Below are 21838 nucleotides of genomic sequence, written 5' to 3' on the forward strand. Positions count from 1 at the left end.
GGGGGCATGGCTTTCAGTCACCCCCTTCTTTCCAGGGAGCCTGCAGGTATCGAGTGTGGTTGAACGTCTCCAGCCATTCAGGGCAAAAGACCACCAGTGCGCTGATCACGGTTCCGTTGATGAACGCTTCGGGAAACATCATCAGCCACAGGTAGCCCACAAAATCACTTAGCCACTCTGGCATGGCGAACAGGCCATCGAGCCAGAGCAGCCCCAGCGCGGCGGTGAGGCACACGACCACCGTCAGTGCCGCCGGGAAAAACCCTGAGCAAAAGATGTACACGAAAAGATTTCGCGGCTGCGCTCGTTCCACCGCGATGGCACAGGCTTCGGTGACCAGGACCGGCAGGCCGACCAGCAGCAGACCGTTGACCCCTAACCCAGCCAACTCCTGACGCCCGAGCAGTAGCAGGCCCAGTTGCGCCATGAAGCCACCCAGTACCGCCAGCGGCCAGTCCAGCAGCAGGGTGACGGCGGTCATGCCAATGAAGTGGTAGGACACGCCCGTGTCGAAATCGCGCCGAACCAACCACAGCGCGAACAACCCAACCACAGTGCCGAACAGCAAGTGCTGGCGCCGCCGGTCCGTGACCAGCTCGACCCAGCGGGCTTGACTGGCGGCCCACGCGAGCAGTGGCACGTAGCCTAGCCAGCCAACGGTCAGCGTTGTTGCCGACAGCACCTGCGCGCTGATCATGTAGGAATAACCTCAATGAATGCATGGATAAATGCGAGTCTACACGGATTGCCATCAGCGTGCTTTTGGCCCAAAGGGCAGGTAATTCATTGATTCAAGGCGCGATCAACTCCTGATCGTCATCAAATTACAGCTAAGCTTGCTTCATGGATGACTCCGATTACCTGCGCCTGCTTACCATCCAGGCCGAACAAGCCAACGCCTTCTTGTCCAATGCCCGCAAATGGGAGCGCGAGCGTTGGGTCTGCCAGCGCCTGCTCCAAGGCTTGAATATCGCCTATCGCAACGACGACTTCACGCCCGCCGGCCAGGAGCCGCCTGACGTACTGTTCCGCGATGCGGCCTTCGAGGTGTTCTTCGTGCTGGACGAGGGTCGCCGACTTAACGATGAATGGCGAGAAGAGCTGCAACGCAGGCGCAGCGCCTTTTCACTGGCGCAACTGGTGCGACGCGAAGCACGCCCTCGCCGCATCAGTGCGACCGAGTTGCTGGGCAGGCTGGCGCCCACCCTGCGCAAGAAAGCGCACAACTACCGTGAACGCGGGTTAGACCTGAACGAGCTGGACATCATTGCTTTCGCCAGTCTCAAACGCGAGGTGCTGGACCTCAACACCCACTTCCCGCCGCCCACCGAGTACTTGCGCCAGGGCTGGCGCTCACTGTCGCTGGTCGGGCCAACCTTTGCCCGGGTGTTGTTCGCCCACCCAGATGCGCCGGATTTCCTACGCGGTAACCTGGGGCGCAGCATCGTCTTCGATGTGGGGATCAGTCTTTGATCCTATGCAGTGATCGCTTGCGATGACGTACACTCGGCGGCGCCGATAGAAAGGATTATCATTTGTCACAGCCGCGTGCGCGAGCGCTGTAGCGTTTGCCGATGCGCGAACGTCTATGCCTAGAGGCCCAGCATGACCCATCGCCTGAACCCTGCGTGTCAGCCAGTGTCGATGATGACCTGCAAGCCCTTGGGACGCTGTGTCGAGTACCTCGCTACCCCCGTCGTCTTGGGTCAGGCACCTGTTGAGTGGACCGGAGCTATGAGCTGCCTTGCGCTCGCCCTCCCCTCATGCCCCGTGCGACCGGCCCGTTGGGCCAAGAATTCCGTAAACCTTATGAGATATTCCCATGACTCATCGCATCGTGATTGTCGGCGGCGGCGCCGGCGGCCTGGAACTGGCGACCCGCCTGGGCAAGACCCTGGGCAAGCGCAAGCAGGCTGACATCACCCTGGTGGACACCAACCTCACCCATATCTGGAAACCGCTGCTGCACGAAGTGGCCGCCGGCTCGTTGAACTCCTCCGAAGACGAACTGAACTACGTAGCGCAAGCCAAGTGGAACCACTTCAACTTCCAACTGGGGCGCATGAGTGGCCTGGAGCGTGAGAGCAAGCGGATCCAGCTGGCTGCCACGCTGGATGAAGATGGTCGCGAGTTGCTGCCCGCGCGCACCCTTGCCTACGACACCCTGGTCATCGCCGTCGGTTCCAACACCAACGACTTTGGCACCTTGGGTGCGGCGCAGCATTGCCTGTTCCTGGACACGCGCAAACAGGCAGAGCGCTTTCATCAGCAACTGCTTAACCATTACCTGCGCGCCCATGCAGGCGATGTGGCCAGCGAAAAGATCAGCGTGGCCATCGTCGGTGCGGGTGCCACGGGCGTGGAGCTGGCTGCCGAGCTGCACCACGCGGCGCATGAGCTGGCGGCCTACGGCCTGGATCGCATCCAACCCAAGGACATGCACATCACCCTGATCGAGGCGGGCCCACGCGTGCTGCCGGCACTGCCGGAGCGCATCAGCGTGCCCGTGCATCAGACCCTTGAGAAGCTTGGGGTGAAAGTAATGACCAACGCGGCTGTCAGCGAAGTGACGGCTGAAGGTCTCAAGACCAAGGACGGCGAAGTGATCCAGGCCAGCCTGAAGGTCTGGGCAGCGGGCATCCGGGCGCCGGGCTTCTTGAAGGAGATCGATGGCCTGGAGACCAACCGCATCAACCAACTGGTCGTACGTCCTACCCTGCAAACCACCCGTGATGACGATATTTTCGCCTTCGGTGACTGCGCCGCCTGCCCGCAGCCAGACAGCGATCGCAACGTGCCGCCCCGGGCGCAGGCAGCTCACCAGCAGGCTTCAATGCTGGCACAGAGCATCAAGGCACGCCTGGAGAACAAGCCGCTGCCGACCTACCAGTACAAGGATTATGGCTCGCTGGTGTCGCTCTCGCGATTCTCGGCAGTGGGTAACCTGATGGGTAACTTGATGGGCAATGTGAAGCTCGAAGGCTGGCTGGCAAGGATGTTCTACGTGTCGCTGTATCGCATGCACCAGATGGCGTTGTACGGATTCTTCCGCACGGCCCTGATGATGCTGGGCAGCAAGATTGGCCGCGGCACCGAACCAAGGCTGAAGTTGCACTGACCTGGCTGCTGACCGGGTGCGTTCGCAGGCGCCCGGCTAGCTTCGCGTTCGTACGATTTCCTCGGCTGCCAGACGGCCGAGGTGGGGCGCAAGCACGATCCCAGGGTGTGCCACCAAGGTATACAACCCCTCGACACCAGGAAGGTAACCCATCACAGGCTTGCCTTCCGGGGTCATCGGTCGGTGCCCGATACTGACCGCGCGCAGCGAAAGCGCCGTGGCACCGATGAACATCTGCTGGATGGCCTTGGTCGTAAGCTCGACCAAGGCTGGCAACCCTGCCTCACCCTCGGCAGGCGCTTCTTCGGCGCAGGCCACGCCCCCTTCCAATGCCGGGCGTAACTCCAAACCATTACCGTAGACCAGGTGCCGCACTACACCGGCAGGCGCCGCGAAGCGCATCAGTACGGCAGGCCGGGTAAGCAAGGGCAAGGGCAGACCGACACCCGCTGCAAGGCCGATAGCGGCACCGGCATTGGCCAGCACCACGGTATCGGCGGCGTAGGTTTGCGCTGCGCACCTGGCGGCCGTCACGCGTCCGTTGTGCGTGTCTATGCCATCGACCCGCCGGCCGTAGAGAATCTCTGCCCCGGCTTGCTCAGCGCCGCTCAACAGCATCTTCGCCAAGGCAACGGGCTCCACGGCAAAATCGTCCGGCGCCCACGCCGCCAGGGCCGGTGGCGTGATCATGCAAGGCTCAAGGGCGCTTATCTGCTGGGCATTCAGTGGTTGAAGGTTTACGCCGGCAGAACGTTGCTGATTGATGAGGGCGGACGTTTGTGCATCGTTTTCCAACCACACCATGGCGCCACGGGCGGCAATCGGCAAAGGCCCGAGGTCAAGCGCCAGTCGTTTGAAATCGGCAATAGCCTGCAACGTGGAGGAAAATGCCGCCGGGTTGTCCGATGCACTGGCGCTGGCGGTGCCTACCCAGCCATATGACCAACGGGTAACGCCACTGGCGGCGCGAGACCCTTGCTCCAGAACAGTGACCCGGGCACCGAGCCTTGCAAGGTGCCACGCAATGGAAGCACCCATGATGCCTCCACCCACGACCACGACACTTGATGTGTTGGCTCCCATGCCAATAGGTCCCCAGACTGCCAAAGACACAGGGCAGAATAGCGGATTTGCGGGAAAATACAGGGCTTTGGAAAAACCGAGACAAAAGAAAAAGGGCATCTCATTCGAGATGCCCTTCTTACATGGTGGGTCGTGTAGGATTCGAACCTACGACCAATTGGTTAAAAGCCAACTGCTCTACCAACTGAGCTAACGACCCGGAAAATGGTCGGGGTGAGGGGATTCGAACTCCTGACATCCTGCTCCCAAAGCAGGCGCGCTACCGGACTGCGCTACACCCCGAGATTGGCTCCGCGACCTGGACTCGAACCAGGGACCCAATGATTAACAGTCATTTGCTCTACCGACTGAGCTATCGCGGAACTGAACTTCGGTACAACCTTACATCTTCGAAGCTTGTGTTAACTTCGGTCTCTTTGGCTATCCGCTTTCGCGTTATCGCTGCTGAGGCCGGCTATTCTACATTCTTCGTTTTGCTTGTCAACCACTTTTTTTCATTCAACTTACTGATTTCTAAGTTGTTTTGCGGTCACCGGTGTTGCTGGTGATTCGCTTAGTGCCTGACAACGCGGCGTATATTAGGGCCACTCGATTGATCATGCAAGCATAAATTTCAAAAATTTCAGCGAGTTATCTTGGATGGGTACAAAGGCCCGGATTTACGGGGGTTAGCTGGTCTCCTTGAAGACAGCATAGAGGTTGTTGGGGCCGCGTTGCGTCCCATCACGGCCGGTCCGGCGCCCCGGCAAGGGCGCGCGTACATTGACCGCGCGGGGCCTGCCTGGCCCATTGGCCGCGAGACGGCCCCAACAATCCTATGCGACCAACATCACGCAAACACGATCTCGTCGCCTTCCACGGTGGCAGTGATGGCCGTACCTGGCACGAACTTGCCCGACAGGATCAACTGCGCCAGCGGGTTTTCGATCCAGCGCTGAATCGCACGCTTGAGCGGCCGCGCGCCATACACCGGGTCGTAACCGACTGCGATCAGCTTGTCCAGGGCCTGCGGGCTCAAGCTCAGCGAAAGCTCACGCTCCATCAGGCGGCTGCGCAGCCGTCCCAGCTGGATCTCGGTAATGCCGGCGATCTGCTCGCGGCCCAGCGGTTCGAACACCACCACTTCGTCGATCCGGTTGATGAACTCGGGACGGAAGTGCGCACCTACCGCATCCATTACAGCGGCACGTTGCGCCTCGCGGTCGCCCACCAACTCCTGAATCTGCGCCGAGCCCAGGTTGGACGTCATCACGATGACCGTATTGCGGAAGTCCACGGTGCGGCCATGGCTGTCGGTCAGGCGTCCGTCTTCCAGCACCTGCAACAGCACATTGAAGACGTCGGGGTGAGCCTTCTCCACCTCATCGAGCAGCACCACCGAATACGGCTTGCGGCGCACGGCCTCGGTCAGGTAACCGCCCTCCTCGTACCCCACATAGCCTGGCGGTGCACCGATCAGCCGCGCCACGGAGTGTTTCTCCATGAACTCGGACATGTCGATACGCACCATGGCTTCCTCGGTGTCGAACAGGAATTCGGCCAGCGCCTTGCACAGCTCCGTCTTGCCCACGCCGGTCGGGCCGAGGAACATGAACGAGCCGCTGGGCCGGTTGGGGTCGGACAGACCTGCCCGGGACCGGCGCACCGCGTTGGCCACGGCAGTAACGGCCTCGCTCTGGCCAATGACGCGCTGGTGCAGCAGCGCTTCCATTTTCAGCAGCTTCTCGCGCTCGCCCTCCAGCATCTTGGACACTGGGATGCCCGTCCACTTGGAAACCACTTCGGCAATTTCTTCCTCGGTGACCTTGTTGCGCAGCAACTGGTTATCGGTCTTGCCGTGCTGGTCGACCATCTGCAGGCTGCGTTCCAGGTCCGGGATTACCCCGTACTGCAGCTCAGCCATGCGGCTCAGGTCGCCTTTGCGGCGGGCGGCCTCGAGCTCCTGGCGCGCTTGTTCGATCTTCTGCTGAATCTGGGCCGAACCCTGGACTTCAGCTTTTTCCGACGCCCAAATCTCTTCGAGGTCGGAATATTCACGCTCCAGGCGCTCGATTTCCTCGGTCAGTTTCTCCAGGCGCTTCTTGGCAGCCTCATCCTCTTCTTTCTTGAGTGCCTGGGACTCGACCTTCAGCTGAATCAGACGGCGGTCAAGACGGTCGAGCACCTCCGGCTTGGAGTCGATTTCCATCCGAATACGGCTGGCTGCCTCGTCGATCAGGTCGATGGCCTTGTCGGGCAACTGACGATCGGTGATGTAGCGGTGGCTGAGCTTGGCCGCCGCGATGATAGCGCCGTCGGTGATGGCCACCTTGTGGTGGACTTCATAACGTTCTTTCAAGCCACGCAGAATGGCGATGGTGTCCTCTTCGCTAGGCTCCTCCACCAGTACCTTCTGGAAGCGACGTTCCAGGGCCGCATCCTTCTCGATGAACTGGCGGTATTCGTTCAAGGTGGTGGCGCCTACGCAGTGCAGTTCACCACGGGCCAGGGCAGGCTTGAGCATGTTGCCTGCGTCCATGGCACCCTCGCCTTTACCGGCGCCGACCATGGTGTGCAATTCGTCGATGAACAGGATCACCTGCCCTTCTTGCTTCGACAGTTCGTTGAGCAGGCCTTTGAGGCGCTCCTCGAATTCACCCCGGTACTTGGCGCCGGCAATAAGGGCCCCCATGTCCAGGGCGAGCAGGCGCTTGCCTTTCAAGCCATCTGGCACTTCGCCGTTGATGATGCGCTGGGCGAGGCCCTCGGCAATGGCGGTCTTGCCCACGCCAGGCTCACCGATCAGCACGGGGTTGTTCTTGGTACGGCGTTGCAGCACCTGGACGGTGCGGCGGATTTCGTCGTCACGGCCGATCACAGGGTCAAGCTTGCCTTCTTCGGCACGCTTGGTCAGGTCGACGGTGTACTTGTCCAGCGCCTGGCGTGATTCCTCGGCGTTGGCATCGTTTACGGCCGCGCCACCGCGCAGGTTATTGATGGCGTTTTCAAGGGCTTTCTTGCTCACGCCCTGGCTGAGCAGCAACTTGCCCAGCTTGCTGTTCTCATCCATGGCCGCCAGCACTACCAACTCGCTGGAAATGAACTGGTCACCCTTTTGCTGGGCCAGGCGGTCTGCCTGGTTGAGCAGGCGCGCCAGATCCTGCGACATGTTCACGTCGCCCGTTGGGTTCTGGATTTTAGGCAGTTGGTCGAGCTCCTTGACCATGGCCTGACGCAGGCTATTGATGTCGAAGCCGACCTGCATCAGCAGTGGCTTGATGGAGCCACCCTGCTGTTCGAGCAAGGCCTGCAGCAAGTGGACAGGCTCGATGGCGGGGTGGTCCATGCCAACGGCCAGGGATTGCGCATCGGATATTGCAAGCTGGAGCTTGCTGGTCAAACGGTCTATTCGCATGATGTACCTTCCTGTAAAGGGCAGGTCGGAGCGATGGACAGCGCCTGTTTATGAAGAAACCTGCCTGAGATGTCTTATAGATAAGGCTGATTCTGGAAGATTCAAGCGTAGCGCGGTTGACGGAGGTCAAGCTGCTGGATTTGCACAGGTGTAATGGCAGGTACAGCCTATTGCGCGCTAGCGCGGCGCCAGCCACACCAAAGAAGCGAAACGCCCGCCTTGCGGGGTACGCCGATAGGAGAAGAACCGCTCGTCGCTCACCGTGCACAAGCCGCCACCGTAAACAGCCGTGACCCCACGGGCTGCCAGGCGAATACGGGCCAGGGCGTAGATATCGGCCATCAGCTTGCCGGGTCGTTCGCCGTCGACGAATGCCCGTGCGGCCTCAGGGTGCACCGCAGTAAAAGCATCGCGCACCTCCAGGCCCACTTCGAATGCCTGCGGCCCAATGGCCGGGCCCAACCACACCAGCACCTGAGCCGGTGGTACGTTCAGACGATCCAGGGTGGCTTCGAGCACACCGCCGGCAAGCCCGCGCCAGCCTGCATGGGCGGCCGCCACTTGCGTACCTGCCTGGTCACAAAACAATACAGGCAGGCAATCGGCGGTCATCACCGTACAGGCGATGCCTGGCCGGTTGGTCCAGCTGGCATCGGCTTCGACCACGCGGGAAGGGTCTGCATCGGCGACGGCCAGACCGTGCACCTGCTTGAGCCAGGCGGGCTGGATGTCGAACTCGCCGCTTAGGCGCAGGCGGTTCTGGGCAACGGCCGCAGGGTCGTCCCCCACATGGTCACCCAGATTGAAAGTATCGAAAGGCGGCAGGCTGACGCCGCCCTGGCGGGTGGTGACGCAGGCGCGAACCGAGGCTGGCGCAGGCCAGTCCGGCGTCAGCAGCGACTGCGTCAAGCCACTCATCCGATGAAGCTCTCGCGATCCTGATTGAGCAGCGACAGCAGCCAGACGAAATCGTCGGGCAGTGGCGATTCCCACTCCATGCGCTCGCCCGTCGCCGGGTGCACCAGTGCCAGGAAGCGTGCGTGCAGGGCCTGCCGCGGGAAGGTCTTGACCGCCTCGACCATGGTCGGGCTGGCCGCAGGCGGGATGCGGAAACGCCCGCCGTAGGTCTGGTCACCAACCAGGGGGAAGCCGACGTGGGCCATGTGCACGCGAATCTGGTGGGTACGCCCGGTTTCGAGCTTGACCCGCACGTGGGTGTGCGAGCGGAAGCGCTTGAGCACACGGTAGTGGCTGACCGCTGGCTTGCCGCCGTCGGTGACGGCCATGCGCTGGCGCATGCCGCCGTGACGACCGATGGGGGCGTCGATCTTGCCACCGGCGGTGACCACGCCCACGACGATGCATTCGTAGATACGGCTGACCGACCGCTTCTGCAGCTGGTCGACCAAGTGGGTTTGCGCCTGCAAGGTCTTGGCCACGACCATCAGACCGGTGGTGTCCTTGTCCAGGCGGTGGACGATGCCGGCACGTGGCACGTTGATGATGTCGGGCACGTGGTGCAGCAAGGCGTTGAGCAAGGTACCGCTGGCATGGCCGGCAGCCGGGTGCACCACCAGGCCCGCAGGCTTGTTGATGACCAGGATCTGGTCGTCTTCATAGACGATGTCCAGCGCGATGTCCTCGGCCTCCCATTCGCCCTGGGCCTCCTGCTCGGCTTCCAGGGCCAGCACGGCACCGCCATGCACGGTGTCACGCGGGCGCAGGACAGCCCCGTCGACCGTCAGACGGCCATCTTTGATCCATGCCGTCAGCCGCGAGCGCGAATACTCGTCGAACAATTGGGCGGCGACCTGGTCGAGGCGTTGACCGCCCAGTTCGGACGGGACCTCTGCGCTAAGTTGAATGATCTCGGACATGCTCGATTCAGTGGGCGCACAGCCTTTGGTTTCAGCTGCGAGCTTGTGGTTAAATACGGCTTCTTTTGTCCCGGGGTTGGCCGGGGCGCTCATCATAACAGGACGGCCCCGCCCAAGACAGCGGCCGTCAAAGGGACGCAAGCCGCCATGCAAGTGAAACACCTGCTGCTGATCGCCATCCTCGGGCTCACCGCGGCCTGTTCCTCTAATAAGGAAGTCATCGACGAGAACCTCAGCGAGGCCGAGCTGTATCAACAGGCCCAGGCTGACCTGGACAATTCCAGCTACACCAGCGCCGTGAACAAGCTCAAGGCCCTGGAGTCGCGTTACCCGTTCGGCCGCTATGCCGACCAGGCGCAGCTGGAGCTGATCTACGCCAACTACAAGAACGCGGAGCCGGAGGCTGCCAAGTCTGCCGCCGAGCGCTTCATCCGCCTGCACCCGCAGCACCCGAACGTCGACTACGCGTACTACCTCAAGGGTCTGACCTCCTTCGACCAGGACCGTGGCCTGCTGGCGCGCTTCCTGCCGCTGGACATGACCAAGCGCGACCCGGGCGCGGCCCGCGACTCGTACAACGAGTTCGCGCAGCTCACCAGCCGCTTCCCCAACAGCCGTTACGCCCCGGACGCCAAGCAGCGCATGATCTACCTGCGCAACCTGCTGGCCTCCTATGAAATCCACGTGGCCGACTACTACCTCAGCCGTCAGGCATACGTGGCTGCCGCCAACCGTGGCCGCTACGTGGTCGAGAACTTCCAGGAAACGCCCTCGGTTGGCGACGGCCTGGCGGTGATGGTCGAGGCGTACCAGAAGATGCACCTGGACGACCTGGCTGCCACCAGCCTGGAAACCCTGAAGCTCAACTACCCGGACCACCCGAGCCTGGCCGATGGCGAGTTCCAGCCCAAGCAGACCGAATCTGACGGTCGCGGCTGGCTGTCCAAGGCCACGCTGGGCCTGATCGAAACCGACACCCCGCTGCCACCGGGTCAGACCCGCGCCAACCAGGACGTGATCAAGCAGTTCCAGGATGCGCGTGATGAAATGCCCAAGGAGCTGTTGCCCAAGGATGAAAACGGCGACCCGATCGAGCCACCAGGGCCGAAGGAAGCCGACAGCAACCGCTCCTGGTTCAGCTACATGACCTTCGGTCTGTTCGACTGATTCAGCCGTTGCATGAAAGGGAGGTCTGGGACCTCCCTTTTTTTATGCCTGCGCCCTAGACTGTCATCCTCTTTCATTCGACAAGCTGAACACCATGGTTCGCCTACTTTTCTGGATCGTCCTGATCGCCGCCGCGTTCTGGCTGTGGCGCAAATTCAAACTCAGCCAGCAACCGCGCCAAGAGGCCAAGCTCGACGCGCCGCTGAAAATGGTTCGCTGCGCGCATTGTGGCGTGCACCTGCCCACCGACCAGGCATTGGCGCAGGGCAACACCTGGTATTGCAGCCAGGCACACTTGCAGCAGGGGCCTGGCCGACAGGGCTGATCGGGCGGTTAGCCAAGGCGCCCCTGCGGAGCGTAGGGTGCCGGATCGATGATAGGCTCGGCGCCATTGAGCAAATCGGCCAGCAGTTGGCACGAGGCTGGCGCCAGCACCAGCCCGTTTCGATAATGGCCGCAATTCAGCCATAGCCCCTCGAACTCGGGCACCGGCCCGATAAACGGAACGCCTTCAGGCGAACCTGGCCGTAGCCCGGCCCAATGGGCAACCACATGCGCGCCTTCCAGGCCGGGCAGCAGATCCACTGCCGATGCCTTGAGGCTTGCCAGCGCCTCATCGGTGGGTGTTTTGTCGTAGCCGGCATGCTCCAGCGTACTGCCCACCAGAATGTGACCATCCCGGCGCGGAATTGCATAACGACCTTTGGCAAGCACCATGCTTGGCAGAAAGTCTTCAGCGCATTTGAACAGGATCATCTGCCCTTTCACCGGCTCGACCGGAAGCTCAAGGCCCAAGTAGCGCAGCAGTTCGCCGCTCCAGGCACCGGCGCTGAGTACGACTTCGTCGGCCGCCAGCTCGCCTTCAGCGGTGCTCACCCCAATGATACGACCGCCCTGCTGCACGAACCCCGTGATCTGGCAGTGCTCCCGCACACTCACATTGGGCAATGCCAGCAACGCCGCCTTCAGCGATTTGACCAGGCGCGGGTTGCGCACATTGGCCACGCCCTCCATGTAGAGGGCTCGCTCAAAGCCTGGCCCGAGCACAGGGACTGCGTCGTACACCGCCGAAATGTCCACGGCGCTCAACGGCCGCTGCTGACGGTCCGCCCATGCCAAGGCCTGGGCTTGATCATCCAGGTCAAGCCAGTACAGCCCGGTGGTATGCACTTCAGGGTCCAGGCCCGTGCTGGCGAACAAGCGCTCACCCAGCTGTGGATAAAAGTCCTGCGACCAATGCGCCAGGGCGGTCACTGCCGGGCTGTAGCGCCAGGGGTACAGGGGCGAGACGATACCGCCCCCGGCCCAGGAGGACTCGCGACCTACCTCGCCTTGGTCGCATATCACTACCTGGTCGACGCTCGCCGCCAGGTTGAATGCCGTCAGCAGGCCAATGACCCCGCCACCGACCACCACTACTTGCTTGCTCATCTGTCGATTCAACACCTGAAGAAAAAAACCGCGATGCACCGGGCACCTGTGACCGTTCAGCCTCCCCAGCAGCGCGCGCTGTCGATGGCGCCGTGGTTGCGTCCTACCCCAGCTTGATCAAGCTCGAAATCGCCACAGCGGTCTTCGGCCATCAGCCCTTTTGCAAACGTCGGGCGCGCAGGGTGAAGGTCTGGTCTTCGCGCAGCGCTTGCAGGCTGTAGTAGCGGTTGCCCGAAGGCAGGCTCGGGTCGCCTTCGGCATACTGGCCAGTAACCAAGCGATGGCGTTCCAGGCGCAATGCAGCATCCTGCAACAGGGCGACCACCTCGTGGCGCGCTGCCTGCCGCAGGTGGTCGTTGTAACGGGGGTAGGCAATGGCTGCCAGAATGCCGGTGACGGCCAGCACAATCAACAGCTCGATCAGGCTGATGCCTTGCTGCATGTCAGTCTCCTCTGAATCTTTGTCGCCACGTCATGCGTACAAGCGCACTACCATCGCTGGCATACACCGCTTCCACCACCTGCCGGGGATGACTTAGCTGGCTGACCGCGGTTACCCGGAACACTGTCACTGATCGCCCGGCCGGGACACCCACGGCGCGTTGCGTGGTGCCCAGGTTCTGCACCTGAAAAAAGCCTTCTGGCCCGGCTTCCCAGACCCCGGCCAGGCGATGCGGCTGCTCAGGCGGCGGGCACACTTCACATGGCGGTGGCCGTACCTGCATGATCGACTGCTTGCCAACGTCCAATGTGGCTTCGGCCTGCTCGAAGGCCAGCTGCCCTTCTTTGAACAGGCCCACCATTTGCGTCTCAACGGCGGCCGCACGTAGCGCCGAGGTGGTCAGCACACCCAGCAAGAGGCTCAGCACCAATGCCAACAGCAGCACCACCCCACGTTCTCGTGTCATGGCTCGCCCCCGTTGCGGCGGGCCACACTGACAACGTACTGCTGCTCCAGCGCCAACACGGGATCGAACAGATCCAAGTGCAGGTCGATGCGCTGGCCATCGGCCGCAGCCACCACGTGCAGACGGCGCACATGCTCAAGCAGGGGCTGGGTGCTGCTGCCACGGGTGAAGTACAGGGTAGCGCCCCTGACGGCGTAACGATGTCGGGTGATGGGGATGGCCATCAGCGGCGCGGCGGCTTGGACATGCCCTCGATGTACCTTGGCGTACCCCACGCAGTCAGTGAGCAGGGTCCATTGAGGCTTCAGCGGATGGCCAGGAAGGTCGGCCACCACCACCTCAAGGTTTGAGCCCTCCACTTCCAGAGGTCGGCTAAATGCGGTAAAGGTGTCGCCGTCTGGCAGATCCGCGGGCTCCAACCGCAGGCAGCCGAACATGCCAGCCATGCGGATGTCCTGGGCCATGCGCAACAAGGCCAGCCGTGCATCTTCCTGCATGCGCAGCGCTGCCCCTTGCAGCTGCCACGCTCGGTGGGCAGAGGTGAACAACTGGCTGGCGCCGGCCAACAGCATCAACCCGAGTGCCAGCGCCAGTAGCAGCTCGAGCAATCCGACCCCTTTTTGCCAGGGCCTCATGGCAGCGCCTGCTCATGTGCACTGGCAGATGCCAGCACCGCCTGCACCTGCTGCCGAGCGTCTTGCGAGGCCTGCAAAGCCTGCATGTGCAGCGCTGCTGCGGCAAACATTCCCACCGCAATCACCACCATGGCCAACAGCGTTTCCAGGAGCGTCATGCCCCGTTGCGTTACCTGCATCCCTGCAGCTCCTGCGACTTTTCATGCATTGTCGATGTACGCCTGCCACTGGAAGGGTGACCCAGCGTGCGTGAAGCTAAAGCCAAGCACGACCAAGGAGAAATGCACGGTGAAGCAACAGGGAGTAACACTGATACAAACGGTGTCGGCATTGGCGGTGCTCGCTGTCCTGACGCAGCTGGGGGCGCCTGCCTACGTCAAGCTCAGCGATGACGTGCACCGCGCTGCCGTCACGCGAGACTTGTCGCAAACGCTGCGGAGCGCGCGTGGGCGCGCCATGCTGCTGGGTGAGGCCGTGCGGGTGCAAGCGCTGGACGAAGCATGGGGCAATGGATGGCGAGTGACGCTGGAGCAGGATTCGCGGGTGCTGCATGAACACCGCCTGCGTCGGCCTCTGCAGATCGCCGCGAACCTAGGTACGACGATGACGTTCACGGCCATGGGCCTGCCAGTGAACCCCGCCGGCAACTGGCTGGCGGCGACTTTCGAAGTATGCGCGCGGTCGGCTGGCACCAGCCAGCATCAAGTGGTGATGGCGTCCAGCGGCAGAGTCAGGGTATCGAATGAAACTCGCGACACCCGAGGGTGCGAAGGTGCAGGGGCCTGAGCGTTCGCGGCTAACCGCTCAGGCCCGCGCAGGCGATCAGATCAACGAGCGCACACGCAGCTCTTTGGGCATCGAGAAGGTGACGTTCTCTTCACGCCCGTCCAGCTCCTCGGCGCCCGTAGCGCCCCAGGCCTTGAGCTGTTCGATGACGCCGCGCACCAGCACTTCCGGCGCGGACGCGCCTGCGGTGATGCCGATGCGGCCAACCTGGTCGAACCAGGCCCGCTGCAGGTCTTCAGCGCCGTCGATCAGATGGGCTGGGGTACCCATTCGCTCGGCAAGCTCACGCAGGCGGTTGGAGTTGGAGCTGTTAGGGCTGCCGACCACCAGGACCACATCACACTCGTCGGCCAGTTGCTTAACGGCATCCTGGCGGTTTTGCGTGGCGTAGCAGATGTCGTCCTTGCGCGGCCCGCCGATGTTCGGAAAGCGCGCACGCAGCGCGTCGATCACGCGGCTGGTGTCGTCCATCGACAAGGTGGTCTGGGTCACGAATGCCAAGTGGTCAGGGTCTCTCACCTGCAGATTGGCTACGTCGTCCTCGTCTTCTACCAGGTAGATGGCCCCGCCGTTGCTAGCGTCATACTGCCCCATGGTGCCTTCGACTTCCGGGTGGCCGGCATGGCCAATCAGGATGCACTCACGGCCATCGCGGCTGTACTTGGCCACCTCGATGTGCACCTTGGTGACCAATGGGCAGGTGGCATCGAATACCTTCAGGCCACGCCCACCGGCTTCCTGACGCACGGCCTGGGAAACCCCATGGGCGCTGAAGATGACGATGACATCGTCAGGCACCTGGTCCAGCTCCTCGACGAAAATGGCGCCACGGCTGCGCAGGTCCTCGACGACGAACTTGTTGTGTACCACTTCGTGGCGCACATAGATGGGCGGGCCGAACACTTCCAGCGCGCGGTTGACGATTTCGATCGCCCGGTCGACCCCCGCGCAGAAGCCGCGCGGGTTGGCGAGTTTGATTTGCATGATCGGCTCCAGGCCTACAGGGCCTTCACCTCGAGGATCTCTACCTCGAAGGTCAGGGTCTTGCCAGCCAGTGGGTGATTGAAGTCGATGGTCACCTGATCGTCGTCGAAGGCCTTCACCACGCCCGGTAGCTCGGCGTTGGCGGCGTCCTTGAAGATGATCAGCAAGCCATCGGACAGCTCCATGCCTTCGAACTGAGACCTTGGCATAACCTGCACATTCTGTGGGTTAGGCTGGCCGAAGGCGTTCTCCGGGGCCACCTCCACGGTGCGTTTGTCGCCAGCCTTAAAACCGAACAGCGCGGCCTCGAAGCCCGGCAGCAGGTTGCCGTCGCCCACCTTGAAGGTGGCAGGCGCCTTGTCGAAGGTGCTGTCGACCGTGTCACCGTTTTCCAGGCGCAGGGCGAAATGCAGGGTAACTTCGGTGTTCTGGCCGATACGAATGTCAGTCATGGACCGGCTCCTCGGATTTCTTGCTCTTGAACATGTCCAGCGCCAACATGATTGCGCCGACGGTAATGGCGCTGTCGGCCACGTTGAAGGCCGGGAAGTAGTGGCGGTTCTGCCAGTGCACCAGGATGAAATCGACCACATGGCCCAGCACGATACGGTCGTAGAGGTTGCCGATGGCCCCGCCCAGCACCAGGGCCAGCGCTACGGCCAGCCAGGTTTCATGACGGCCGAGGCGCTTGAGCCACACCACCAGCACTGCACTGACCACCACGGCGATCAGGGCGAACAACCAGCGCTGCCAGCCGGCGCCATCGGCCAGAAAACTGAACGCAGCGCCGGTGTTGTAGGCCAGGGTCCAGCTGAAGTAGTCGGGGATGACGACAATTTGCTGGTACATGGTCAGGGCGTTGTTGAAGTACAGCTTGGTGGCCTGGTCGACGACCAGGACCAGCAAGCTCAGCCACAGCCATACGAGGCGCCCGAAGCGCCCCGCTGCAAGGTTAGGCATAGTGGCGCACCTCGCCGGAGCCGGTCAGGTTTTCCACACAGCGACCGCAGATTTCCGGATGCTCCGGATGGCTGCCGACGTCTGCACGGAAGTGCCAGCAACGGCCGCACTTGGTGTAGCCGGACTTGACCACTTTCAACTTGAGGCCTTCGACCTCGGTCGCCACCGCTTCGGCAGGCGCCTGCGCGAACGGCACCACGCTGGCAGCCGAGGTGATGAGCACGAAACGCAACTCATCGCCCAGCTTGTTCAGATCGGCGCTCAGGCCCTCGTCCGCGTACAAGGTGACTTCGGCCTGCAGGTTGCCGCCGATGACCTTGGCGGTACGCTGGTTTTCCAGTTCCTTGTTGACCGAAGCCTTGACCGCCATGACGCGGTCCCAATAGGCGCGATCGAGTTCGGTGCCTTCCGGCAGCTCACTCAGGCCTTCATACCAGCCATTGAGCATGACCGACTCGTTACGCTCACCCGGCAGGTACTGCCAGATTTCGTCGGCGGTAAAAGCCAGGATCGGCGCGATCCAGCGCACCAGCGCCTCGCTGATGTGGTACAGCGCGGTCTGGCAGGAACGGCGGGCGACGCTGTTGGCGCCCGTGGTGTACTGGCGATCTTTGATGATGTCGAGGTAGAAACCACCCAGCTCCTGCACACAGAAGTTGTGCACCTTCGAGTAGACGTTCCAGAAGCGGTACTCGCCGTAGTGCTCTTCCAGCTCGCGTTGCAGCAACAGGGTGCGATCCACCGCCCAACGGTCCAGGGCCAGCATGTCCTGCGGCGCGAGCAGGTCGCGTGCCGGGTCGAAGCCGGTCAGGTTGGAGAGCAGGAAGCGTGCGGTGTTGCGAATACGCCGGTAGGCATCGGCGCTGCGCTGCAGGATCTGCTCGGACACTGCCATTTCACCGGAGTAGTCGGTAGCAGCGACCCACAGGCGCAGGATGTCGGCACCCAGGGTGTTGTTGACCTTCTCGGGCTCGATGGTGTTGCCCAGCGACTTGGACATCTTGCGGCCGTTCTCGTCCACGGTGAAGCCGTGGGTCAGCAGCTCGCGGTATGGCGCGTGGCCGTCGATGGCGCAGCCGGTCAACAGCGACGAGTGGAACCAGCCGCGGTGTTGGTCGGAACCTTCCAGGTACAGGTCGGCGCGGGGGCCGGTGGCATGGCCGATGTCGTGGGAGCCGCGCAGTACATGCCAGTGCGTGGTGCCGGAGTCGAACCATACGTCCAGGGTGTCAGCGATCTTGTCGTACTGCTCGGCTTCGGCGCCGAGCAGCTCGGCGGCGTCCAGCTTGAACCAGGCCTCGATGCCCTGTTGCTCGACGCGCTTGGCGACCTCTTCCATCAGCTCGACGGTCCGAGGGTGCAGCTCGCCCGTCTGCTTGTTCAGGAAGAATGGGATAGGCACGCCCCAGTTACGCTGGCGCGAGATGCACCAGTCAGGCCGGTTTGCGATCATCGAGTGCAAGCGTGCCTGGCCCCACGCCGGGACGAACTTGGTGTCCTCGATGGCCTTCAGGGCACGCTCGCGCAGCGGTTCGCCGTCGCGTGGCTGCTTGTCCATGCCGACGAACCACTGTGCGGTGGCACGGTAGATCAGCGGCGACTTGTGACGCCAGCAGTGCATGTAGCTGTGGCTGATGGTTTCGGTGTGCATCAGCGCACCGACTTCGGCCAGCTTCTCGACGATGGCCGGGTTGGCCTTCCAGATGAACTGCCCGCCGAAGAACGGCAGCGATTCGACGTACACGCCGTTGCTCTGCACGGGCGTGAGGATTTCATCGTTGATCATGCCGTAGCGCTTGCAGGTCACGAAGTCGTCTTCACCGTAGGCCGGCGCAGAATGCACCACGCCAGTGCCTGCGCCCAGTTCCACGTACTCGGCCAGGTAAACCGGCGAAAGGCGGTCGTAGAACGGGTGACGGAAGTTGACCAGCTCAAGGGCCGAGCCTGGGGCGGTGGCGATCACCGAACCTTCCAGTTCGTAGCGCTTGAGGCAGGACTCGACCAGCTCTTCGGCCAGGACCAGCAGACGCTCGCCGATGTCGACCAGGGCGTACTGGAACTCGGGGTGAACGTTCAGCGCCTGGTTGGCAGGGATGGTCCACGGGGTGGTGGTCCAGATCACGATGGCGGCCGGTTTTTCGAGTGCCGCCAGGCCGAAGGCTGCGGCCAGCTTGGCGTCATCGGCGACAGGGAACGCCACGTCGATGGTCTGCGACTTCTTGTCGGCGTATTCGACTTCCGCCTCGGCCAGTGCCGAGCCGCAATCGAAGCACCAGTTCACCGGCTTGAGGCCCTTGAACACGTACCCCTGCTTGACCATCTCGGCCAGGGCGCGGATTTCACCGGCCTCGTTGGCGAAGTTCATGGTCTTGTAGGGGTTGTCCCAGTCGCCCAGCACGCCCAGGCGAATGAACTCGGTCTTCTGCCCTTCGATCTGCTCGGCAGCGTACTCGCGGCACAGCTCGCGGGTACGGTCGGCGGTCAGGTGTTTGCCGTGGGTGACTTCGACCTTGTGTTCGATCGGCAGCCCATGGCAGTCCCAACCCGGCACGTACGGCGCATCGAAGCCGGCCAGGGTCTTGGAGCGGACGATCATGTCCTTGAGGATCTTGTTCAGCGCATGACCGATGTGGATCTTGCCATTGGCGTAGGGCGGGCCGTCGTGCAGGACGAACTTGGGACGATCCTTGCCAATCTCGCGCAGCTTCTGGTACAGGCCAATGCTGTCCCAGCGCTGCAGAATCTGCGGTTCGCGCTGAGGCAGGCCGGCCTTCATGGGGAAGGCGGTGTCCGGAAGGTTTAGCGTGGCTTTGTAGTCGGTCATTTCAGGCTCTTGGTTAGCGGTTGAGCGTGCCAATGTGCACGTGCGGCGGCGATATCCGCATCGATCGCCGACTTCAGCGCCTCCAGGGAGGCGAATCGCTGCTCTTCACGCAGCTTGTGGTGGAACACCACCGTCAGACGGCGACCATAAAGGTCACCGGCATAGTCCAGCAGATGGATCTCCAGGTGCGGGCGCCCGTCACCGGCAACGGTAGGACGCACGCCAATGTTGCCGACACCCGCCCAGGCCTTGCCGTCGATCTCGATGCTGGCCAGGTAGACACCGGCCAACGGTACGCGGCGACGCTTGAGCTGGATGTTGGCAGTGGGTGTGCCGAGCTGGCGGGCCAGCTTCTGGCCATGCAATACGCGGCCGGTGATGCTGTACGGGCGGCCCAGCAGATGCTCGGCCAGCTCGAAATTGCCTTGCGCCAGCGCCTTGCGTACTTCGGTGCTGCTGACCCGTAGGCCGTCCTGGATCACGGTGTTGGCGGCTTCTACGGTAAAACCATACTGCGCGCCGGCCTGGACCAGGAAGGCGAAATCGCCTTTGCGATCACAGCCAAAGCGGAAGTCGTCACCCACTTCGAGATGCTGCACGCCCAGGCCATCGACCAGGATGGTCCTGACGAAGTCATCGGCGTCGAGCTCACCCAGGCGCTGGTTGAAGGCCAGGCACAATACGCGGTCGATGCCTTCGCCGGCCAGCAACGCGATCTTGTCCCGCAGCCGGGCCAGGCGGGCCGGCGCGGTATCGGGCGTGAAGTACTCGCGCGGCTGCGGTTCGAAGATTACCACGCAGGTCGGCAGGCCCAGGGCCTGGCCTCGCTCGCGCAGGCGCGCCAGGATTGCCTGGTGGCCGCGGTGAACCCCGTCGAAGTTGCCAATGGTGGCGACACACCCCCGGTGCTCGGGGCGCAGGTTGTGAAGACCTCGAACCAGCTGCATAACGCGCTTCTTGCTCATAAAGTGGCCGATTATAACCACACCCGGGCGCCGGTGACAGGCAGCAGCGCCCAAGGGCGGCGTGGATTGCGAAAAACCGACGCCTGACGCGCCCGCAGCCTTAGTGCAAGGCTTTGCGGGCGAACTGCCGAGGTCGGAAACCGCACAGGTACAGGCAACCAAAGTAGGTGACGACGGCTGCCATGACCAGCGCCATCAGCCGCATCAGTCGTTCAAGCATGTTTCCCTCGACCCAGGCCGGCAGGTAGTGCATGCCAGCCAGCAGGACACCGGACATCAGGCCTGCCGCCAACACCAGCTTGAGCAGAAACATGGCCCAACCTGGTTGCGGTTGGAATAGCTGCTGGGTGCGCAGCTTCCAGAACAGCAAGCCGGCATTGAGGCAGGCGCCAAGGCTGATGGCCAGGGCCAGTCCGGCATGCGCCAGCGGGCCGATGAGCACCAGGTTGAACAGCTGCGTGCAGACCAGGGTGAAGACGGCGATCTTCACCGGCGTGCGGATATTCTGCTGCGCATAGAAGCCCGGCGCCAGCACCTTGACCATAATGATTGCCAGCAGGCCGACGGAATAGGCGATCAGCGCCTGCTGGGTCATGGCGGCATCGGTTGCACTGAACTTGCCGTACTGGAACAGGGCCACGGTCAGCGGCTCGGCTAGGATCGCCAGCCCCAGCGTACACGGCAGCACCAGCAAAAAGCACAAGCGCAGGCCCCAGTCGAGAATGCGCGAGTACTCTTCCCGGTCCTTGTTGGCGTAGGTTTTGGCCAGGGTCGGCAGCAGGATGGTACCCAGAGCCACGCCCAGAACACCCGACGGCAGCTCCATGAGCCGGTCTGCGTAATACATCCAGGAGACGGAGCCTGCCACCAGGAACGAGGCGAAGATGGTATTGATGATCAGCGATATCTGGCTCACCGAGACGCCGAGGATGGCAGGGAGCATCTGCTTGAGCACCCGCCACACGCCTGCATCTTTCAGGTTCAGCCGCGGCAACACCAGCATGCCGATCCTTTTCAGGGCCGGAAGCTGGTAGAGCAGTTGCGCCAGGCCACCGGCCAGCACGCCCCAGGCCAGCGCCATGATCGGCGGATTGAAATACGGCGTGAGCAATACGGCGAACACGATCATCGCCACGTTGAGCAAGGTCGGCGTGAAGGCCGGCACGCTGAAGCGGTTCCAGGTGTTGAGGATGGCGCCCACCAGGGATGACAGCGAGATCAGCAATATATAAGGAAAGGTGACCCGCAGCAGATCGGTGGTGAGCTGGTATTTCTCGGCGTTGTCGACGAAGCCAGGCGCCGTGGCCCACACCACCCAGGGCGCGGCCAGGATACCGATGCCGGTCACCACGGCCAGCACCAGCGTCAGCAGGCCGCTGACGTAGGCCACGAAGGTACGCGTGGCCTCTTCGCCCTGCTGGCTTTTGTATTCGGCAAGAATAGGCACGAATGCCTGGGAGAACGCACCCTCGGCGAAGATGCGGCGCAGCAGGTTGGGTAGCTTGAACGCAATGAAGAAAGCATCGGTAGCAACGCCGGCGCCGAAAATACGCGCCAGGATGGTGTCGCGGACAAAACCCAGCACCCGCGAAATCATGGTGATCGAGCTTACCGCAGCGAGGGATTTGAGCAGGTTCATCGAAAAGATTCACGCCAATGACAGAGGACGCTGCCAGAGCGCGTCCGAATGTGCGATACTCCCGCGC

At 62.4% G+C, this 21838-nt stretch carries 20 protein-coding genes, 3 tRNA genes and 1 pseudogene; 5 read left to right on the forward strand and 19 right to left on the reverse strand.

Annotated elements, in window-relative coordinates:
• Nucleotides 1-13: 13 nt before the first annotated feature.
• Nucleotides 14-697, reverse strand: coding sequence for an energy-coupling factor ABC transporter permease (locus MOP87_RS17785; RefSeq protein WP_145280920.1), 684 nt, complete (start codon nt 695-697; stop codon nt 14-16).
• A gap of 146 nt (nt 698-843) precedes the next feature.
• Between MOP87_RS17785 and MOP87_RS17790 the strand changes: the two genes are divergently transcribed.
• Nucleotides 844-1473: a DUF1780 domain-containing protein gene (locus MOP87_RS17790; RefSeq protein ID WP_023533234.1), complete on the forward strand. Its 630-nt coding sequence runs from the start codon at nt 844-846 to the stop codon at nt 1471-1473.
• A 349-nt stretch (nt 1474-1822) separates the two neighbouring features.
• The gene (locus tag MOP87_RS17795) at nt 1823-3118 is read left to right on the forward strand and encodes an NAD(P)/FAD-dependent oxidoreductase (RefSeq protein ID WP_028688063.1); all 1296 of its coding nucleotides are present in this window, start codon (nt 1823-1825) and stop codon (nt 3116-3118) included.
• Between the two features lie 36 nt (nt 3119-3154).
• Here the strand turns inward: MOP87_RS17795 and MOP87_RS17800 are convergent, their stop codons facing one another.
• The 7 genes from MOP87_RS17800 to rluD all read right to left on the reverse strand — a co-directional run bounded on the left by MOP87_RS17800 (nt 3155) and on the right by rluD (nt 9472).
• Nucleotides 3155-4156 carry an FAD-binding oxidoreductase gene (locus MOP87_RS17800; protein ID WP_197874496.1) on the reverse strand — a complete coding sequence of 334 codons (1002 nt, stop codon included), beginning with the start codon at nt 4154-4156 and terminating at the stop codon, nt 3155-3157.
• Between the two features lie 168 nt (nt 4157-4324).
• Nucleotides 4325-4400: transfer RNA gene (locus tag MOP87_RS17805), tRNA-Lys, on the reverse strand.
• A 6-nt stretch (nt 4401-4406) separates the two neighbouring features.
• Nucleotides 4407-4483 (reverse strand) — tRNA-Pro (locus MOP87_RS17810).
• Between the two features lie 4 nt (nt 4484-4487).
• A tRNA-Asn gene (locus MOP87_RS17815) sits at nt 4488-4563 on the reverse strand.
• A gap of 467 nt (nt 4564-5030) precedes the next feature.
• Entirely contained in the window at nt 5031-7595 is a 2565-nt protein-coding gene (clpB, locus tag MOP87_RS17820) for an ATP-dependent chaperone ClpB (RefSeq protein WP_023533276.1), read from the reverse strand.
• 177 nt (nt 7596-7772) lie between these two features.
• Nucleotides 7773-8513, reverse strand: coding sequence for a peptidoglycan editing factor PgeF (pgeF, locus tag MOP87_RS17825; RefSeq protein WP_027915701.1), 741 nt, complete (start codon nt 8511-8513; stop codon nt 7773-7775).
• Nucleotides 8510-9472, reverse strand: coding sequence for a 23S rRNA pseudouridine(1911/1915/1917) synthase RluD (gene rluD, locus MOP87_RS17830; RefSeq protein ID WP_023533229.1), 963 nt, complete (start codon nt 9470-9472; stop codon nt 8510-8512). The genes pgeF and rluD overlap by 4 nt, the downstream gene beginning before the upstream one ends.
• Before the next feature lie 147 nt (nt 9473-9619).
• Between rluD and MOP87_RS17835 the strand changes: the two genes are divergently transcribed.
• On the forward strand, nt 9620-10639 hold the full coding sequence (locus MOP87_RS17835; RefSeq protein ID WP_027915700.1) for an outer membrane protein assembly factor BamD: 1020 nt from the start codon (nt 9620-9622) through the stop codon (nt 10637-10639).
• 94 nt (nt 10640-10733) lie between these two features.
• Complete coding sequence (locus MOP87_RS17840; protein ID WP_023533255.1) at nt 10734-10964, forward strand: PP0621 family protein; 231 nt, start codon at nt 10734-10736, stop codon at nt 10962-10964.
• An 8-nt stretch (nt 10965-10972) separates the two neighbouring features.
• Here the strand turns inward: MOP87_RS17840 and thiO are convergent, their stop codons facing one another.
• From thiO to MOP87_RS17865, 5 genes and pseudogenes are all read right to left on the reverse strand, one after another.
• Entirely contained in the window at nt 10973-12070 is a 1098-nt protein-coding gene (gene thiO / locus MOP87_RS17845; RefSeq protein ID WP_049695403.1) for a glycine oxidase ThiO, read from the reverse strand.
• Nucleotides 12071-12126: 56 nt separating this feature from the next.
• A pseudogene (locus MOP87_RS17850) lies at nt 12127-12512 on the reverse strand (type IV pilin protein).
• A gap of 1 nt (nt 12513) precedes the next feature.
• Nucleotides 12514-12978, reverse strand: coding sequence for a hypothetical protein (locus MOP87_RS17855; protein WP_027915697.1), 465 nt, complete (start codon nt 12976-12978; stop codon nt 12514-12516).
• Nucleotides 12975-13613 carry a hypothetical protein gene (locus MOP87_RS17860; RefSeq protein WP_027915696.1) on the reverse strand — a complete coding sequence of 213 codons (639 nt, stop codon included), beginning with the start codon at nt 13611-13613 and terminating at the stop codon, nt 12975-12977. The genes MOP87_RS17855 and MOP87_RS17860 overlap by 4 nt, the downstream gene beginning before the upstream one ends.
• A complete protein-coding gene (locus MOP87_RS17865; RefSeq protein WP_027915695.1) occupies nt 13610-13792 on the reverse strand; it encodes a prepilin-type N-terminal cleavage/methylation domain-containing protein in 183 nt (60 codons plus the stop codon). Before MOP87_RS17865 ends, MOP87_RS17860 begins: the two co-directional genes overlap by 4 nt.
• A 109-nt stretch (nt 13793-13901) precedes the next feature.
• Here MOP87_RS17865 and MOP87_RS17870 point away from each other — a divergent pair, with 109 nt between their 5' ends.
• Nucleotides 13902-14399 (forward strand): GspH/FimT family pseudopilin, encoded by a 498-nt coding sequence (locus MOP87_RS17870; RefSeq protein ID WP_242809865.1) that lies wholly within the window; start codon nt 13902-13904, stop codon nt 14397-14399.
• A gap of 36 nt (nt 14400-14435) precedes the next feature.
• Here the strand turns inward: MOP87_RS17870 and ispH are convergent, their stop codons facing one another.
• From ispH to murJ, 6 genes are all read right to left on the reverse strand, one after another.
• Nucleotides 14436-15383 (reverse strand): 4-hydroxy-3-methylbut-2-enyl diphosphate reductase, encoded by a 948-nt coding sequence (gene ispH, locus MOP87_RS17875; protein WP_027915693.1) that lies wholly within the window; start codon nt 15381-15383, stop codon nt 14436-14438.
• 14 nt (nt 15384-15397) lie between these two features.
• On the reverse strand, nt 15398-15835 hold the full coding sequence (gene fkpB / locus MOP87_RS17880) for an FKBP-type peptidyl-prolyl cis-trans isomerase (RefSeq protein ID WP_027915692.1): 438 nt from the start codon (nt 15833-15835) through the stop codon (nt 15398-15400).
• On the reverse strand, nt 15828-16343 hold the full coding sequence (gene lspA / locus MOP87_RS17885) for a signal peptidase II (RefSeq protein WP_027915691.1): 516 nt from the start codon (nt 16341-16343) through the stop codon (nt 15828-15830). The genes fkpB and lspA overlap by 8 nt, the downstream gene beginning before the upstream one ends.
• A complete protein-coding gene (gene ileS, locus MOP87_RS17890; protein ID WP_242809866.1) occupies nt 16336-19167 on the reverse strand; it encodes an isoleucine--tRNA ligase in 2832 nt (943 codons plus the stop codon). The genes lspA and ileS overlap by 8 nt, the downstream gene beginning before the upstream one ends.
• A complete protein-coding gene (gene ribF / locus MOP87_RS17895; protein WP_027915689.1) occupies nt 19164-20114 on the reverse strand; it encodes a bifunctional riboflavin kinase/FAD synthetase in 951 nt (316 codons plus the stop codon). Before ribF ends, ileS begins: the two co-directional genes overlap by 4 nt.
• A gap of 118 nt (nt 20115-20232) precedes the next feature.
• Nucleotides 20233-21771: a murein biosynthesis integral membrane protein MurJ gene (gene murJ, locus MOP87_RS17900; RefSeq protein ID WP_110606899.1), complete on the reverse strand. Its 1539-nt coding sequence runs from the start codon at nt 21769-21771 to the stop codon at nt 20233-20235.
• Nucleotides 21772-21838: the final 67 nt, after the last annotated feature.

Origin of the sequence: Pseudomonas sp. I3-I5 (assembly GCF_022699445.1) — a bacterium.
Taxonomy (GTDB): Bacteria; Pseudomonadota; Gammaproteobacteria; order Pseudomonadales; family Pseudomonadaceae; genus Aquipseudomonas; species Aquipseudomonas fulva.